Genomic DNA, 2981 nt, shown 5'->3' with positions numbered 1-2981 from the left:
CCTTGATATTGAACAAAATATCATCATTGGATTGTAAGTAAGTTTGTTTTCAAAACATTTTCTATTCCAAAACCCTTATCCAAACCTGAGGTTAGAGTACAAAAAAGCCTGCGTTATGTAGGCTTTTCGCTGAGGCCGAATTTCGCGCTGAATTTACACTTTTTGCGCAAATGGCGTGCCCATACGAGTGGTTGTTTCAGGTAACTCACCTTCTAAGAAGTCAGCTTCATTTGCACCCCAAGCTAAAATAACCGTTGAACCTAATTTAAAGCGACCCATTTCTTCACCTTTTTTCAAACGAACCGCATTTGTGCCGTTGTCAGGGTAATCCCAGCTAAATACGTCTTTACCAGCTGGTGGCGTGACAGTTCCTGCCCAAATAGTTTCGATGCTGGCCACTATCGTAGCACCAACTAGCACCATCGCTAATGGGCCCATAGCCGTGTCAAAAATAGCCACAACGCGTTCATTTCGCGCAAATAAATTTGGCACATTTTGTGCGGTGAGTGGGTTAACCGAAAACAAGTCACCAGGTACGTAGATCATACGTTTTAAGGTGCCATCAACTGGCATGTGAATTCTGTGGTAATCTTTCGGTGCTAGGTAAATACAAGCAAATTTCCCACCTAAGAAAGGCGAGACATCGTCTTCTTTCCCGCCCAGCAAGGTTTGCAGACTATAATCATGCCCTTTTGCTTGGATAATTTGTCCGTCAACCACGTCACCTAACTGGCTAATGGCACCGTCAACTGGGTGTGCAATGATATGCTCATCTTCTGCTAGTGGGCGGATCCCGGGTTTTAAAGGTCGAGTAAAAAACTCATTGAAGGTTTTATAATGTGCCGGATTTTCATACAAAGCTTCACTCATATTAATTTTGTATTGCTTAATAAAAAGCTTTATTAATTGTGTGGTCAATGCACCTGCTTGTGCTGCTGCAAGTTTGCCTACAAGGCGTGATATCGCATGCTTAGGCATGGCGTATTGCATGGCAATTTTAAATTTATCCAAGTTCACTTTACGATTCCTACAAAATTTTTGCTGATTCTAACATACTTTCACTGCGTGATTATACGCGGGGAGCCCTTGCTCCGGCGCGGCCATCGGCCATAGATTCAAGTATGCGGTGGTAGCTATCAAAACGTAATTGACTGATCTGTCCTGCTGTAACGGCTTCAATTAACAAACAGCCTGGATCGTTTAAATGTTTACAATCTCTAAAGCGGCATCCGCCGATAAACTCTCTAAACTCTTTAAAACAAAAGGTTACGCGTTCAACGTCAAGGTGCCATAAGCCAAACTCTCGAATTCCTGGTGAGTCAATCAGGTTGCCGCCAGATGGAAGGTGATGTAAGCGAGAGACGGTAGTCGTATGTTGGCCTAGTCCACTGTTTTCAGAAACCTGTTTAGTTAGAATATCAGCGTTAGGTAGAACAGTATTTACTAAAGTCGACTTACCAACACCGGATTGGCCAACAAAAATGCTGTTTTTATCAACGAGCTGCTGCTTTAGTTCTTCAATACCTTGTTTCGACTTATTACTGACGAGTAAAACTTTGTACCCTAGATCTCGGTAAATATTGAGCACATCTTCGATGAGTTTCAACCCTTCCTCATCAAGCAAATCAATTTTATTGAGTACTAAAATGGGTTCAATACCCATATCTTCACACGCGACAAGGTATCGATCGATAATTTGTGGTGTAAACTCAGGCAGGACTGCAGAGACCATGAGTATTTGGTCAATGTTTGCTGCGACAACTTTGATCCCATCGTAAAAGTCGGGGCGAGTGAGCTGGCTACGGCGTTCTTCTGTTGCTTCAATCACGCCAGCTAAATCACCTTCACTGACTTTTGCGCGGCGGAATATCACTTCGTCGCCGCACACTAAGTTCGAGACTGTACGGCGAATATTACAACGCAACACTTCCCCGTTAATAGTTTCAATATCGGCATGTTGACCAAAACGGCTAAGTACCACTGCATTTTCAGTCGGGCCTAAGTTGTCGGCCTGCCATGCGGTCTCTGTTATGTCTGCTTTTTGCTGTTTAGCTTTGTGCAAACGTTTTTGATGGTTGGCACTGATCCGTCTGGATTGGCCTTTAGTGAGTTTCTTTTGTTTTGCCATGTTCACTTTGATCTTTCGTTCAATAAAAGGAAATTTGTTTAAATTTGCCTATTAATGTACTGTTTGTTTTGTGAGCCGCATGTAATTGGTCTATAACTCAATTAAATGCCCCGCTTTTTAAAAAAAAGCTTTAGGTCAACTGATGAAGCTAATATGATATATGTTATTGCACTGGATCTAAAGGAAAGTACCGCTAAGGTAGTTTATGTCTTTGAATGAATCAAATTTGATTTGGCTTGATCTCGAAATGACGGGGTTAGAACCAAAAACAGATAAAATACTAGAAATAGCCACGGTAATCACTGATGGTGATTTAAATATATTGGCCGAAGGGCCAGTAATCGCCATTCATCAAAGTGATGAACTTCTTGATGGTATGGATGAGTGGTGTACTAACCAGCACGGTCGTTCAGGGTTAACTGCGCGTTGTAAAGCGAGTCAGTTTTCTGAAGAAGATGCTATTAAACAAACATTAGACTTTTTGAAAGCATGGGTGCCACCAGCGAAGTCACCTATGTGTGGGAACTCCATAGGACAAGATCGTCGTTTTTTGAATAAATATATGCCAGAACTAGAGGCTTATTTCCATTACCGTAATTTGGATGTGAGTACGGTAAAAGAATTAGCAAGACGTTGGAAGCCTGAATTGTTGAAAGATGTGACCAAAAAAAGTTCACACCTTGCTTTGGATGACATCAAAGATTCTATTATGGAATTGAAGGTGTATCAGCAAAAATTCTTTAATCTGTAAAAAAACGCTTGCAAAGCTTTTTTTATCTTGTAGAATCCTGCCCCGCTTAAGACGAGAAGCCTAGTGGGGTTTTTCTTACCAATCTTAAGTTGTAAGTTTTAG

General features: G+C 41.5%; 3 protein-coding genes. 1 reads left to right on the top strand and 2 read right to left on the bottom strand.

Annotation, left to right across the window (positions count from 1 at the left end; genetic code table 11):
• Positions 1-153: 153 nt before the first annotated feature.
• Together asd and rsgA are read right to left on the bottom strand one after the other, a co-directional pair.
• Complete coding sequence (gene asd, locus J8L97_RS22580) at positions 154-1017, bottom strand: archaetidylserine decarboxylase (RefSeq protein ID WP_210995753.1); 864 nt, start codon at positions 1015-1017, stop codon at positions 154-156.
• 52 nt (positions 1018-1069) lie between these two features.
• Positions 1070-2128: a small ribosomal subunit biogenesis GTPase RsgA gene (rsgA, locus tag J8L97_RS22575; protein WP_211052960.1), complete on the bottom strand. Its 1059-nt coding sequence runs from the start codon at positions 2126-2128 to the stop codon at positions 1070-1072.
• A 205-nt stretch (positions 2129-2333) separates the two neighbouring features.
• Here rsgA and orn point away from each other — a divergent pair, with 205 nt between their 5' ends.
• Positions 2334-2879 carry an oligoribonuclease gene (gene orn, locus J8L97_RS22570; RefSeq protein WP_192508896.1) on the top strand — a complete coding sequence of 182 codons (546 nt, stop codon included), beginning with the start codon at positions 2334-2336 and terminating at the stop codon, positions 2877-2879.
• The last annotated feature ends 102 nt before the right edge of the window (positions 2880-2981 follow it).

This window comes from Pseudoalteromonas sp. MMG012 (assembly GCF_018100875.1).
Taxonomy (GTDB): Bacteria; Pseudomonadota; Gammaproteobacteria; order Enterobacterales; family Alteromonadaceae; genus Pseudoalteromonas; species Pseudoalteromonas aurantia.
Note: the sequence above shows the minus strand (reverse complement) of the source record. Positions and strands in the feature narration are given on the sequence as shown.

Bases quoted from the DNA above. Each gene is read 5' to 3' on its own strand.
- orn (WP_192508896.1), top strand. From the start codon at position 2,334: ATGTCTTTGAATGAATCAAATTTGATTTGGCTTGATCTCGAAATGACG.
- rsgA (WP_211052960.1), bottom strand. From the start codon at position 2,128: ATGGCAAAACAAAAGAAACTCACTAAAGGCCAATCCAGACGGATCAGT.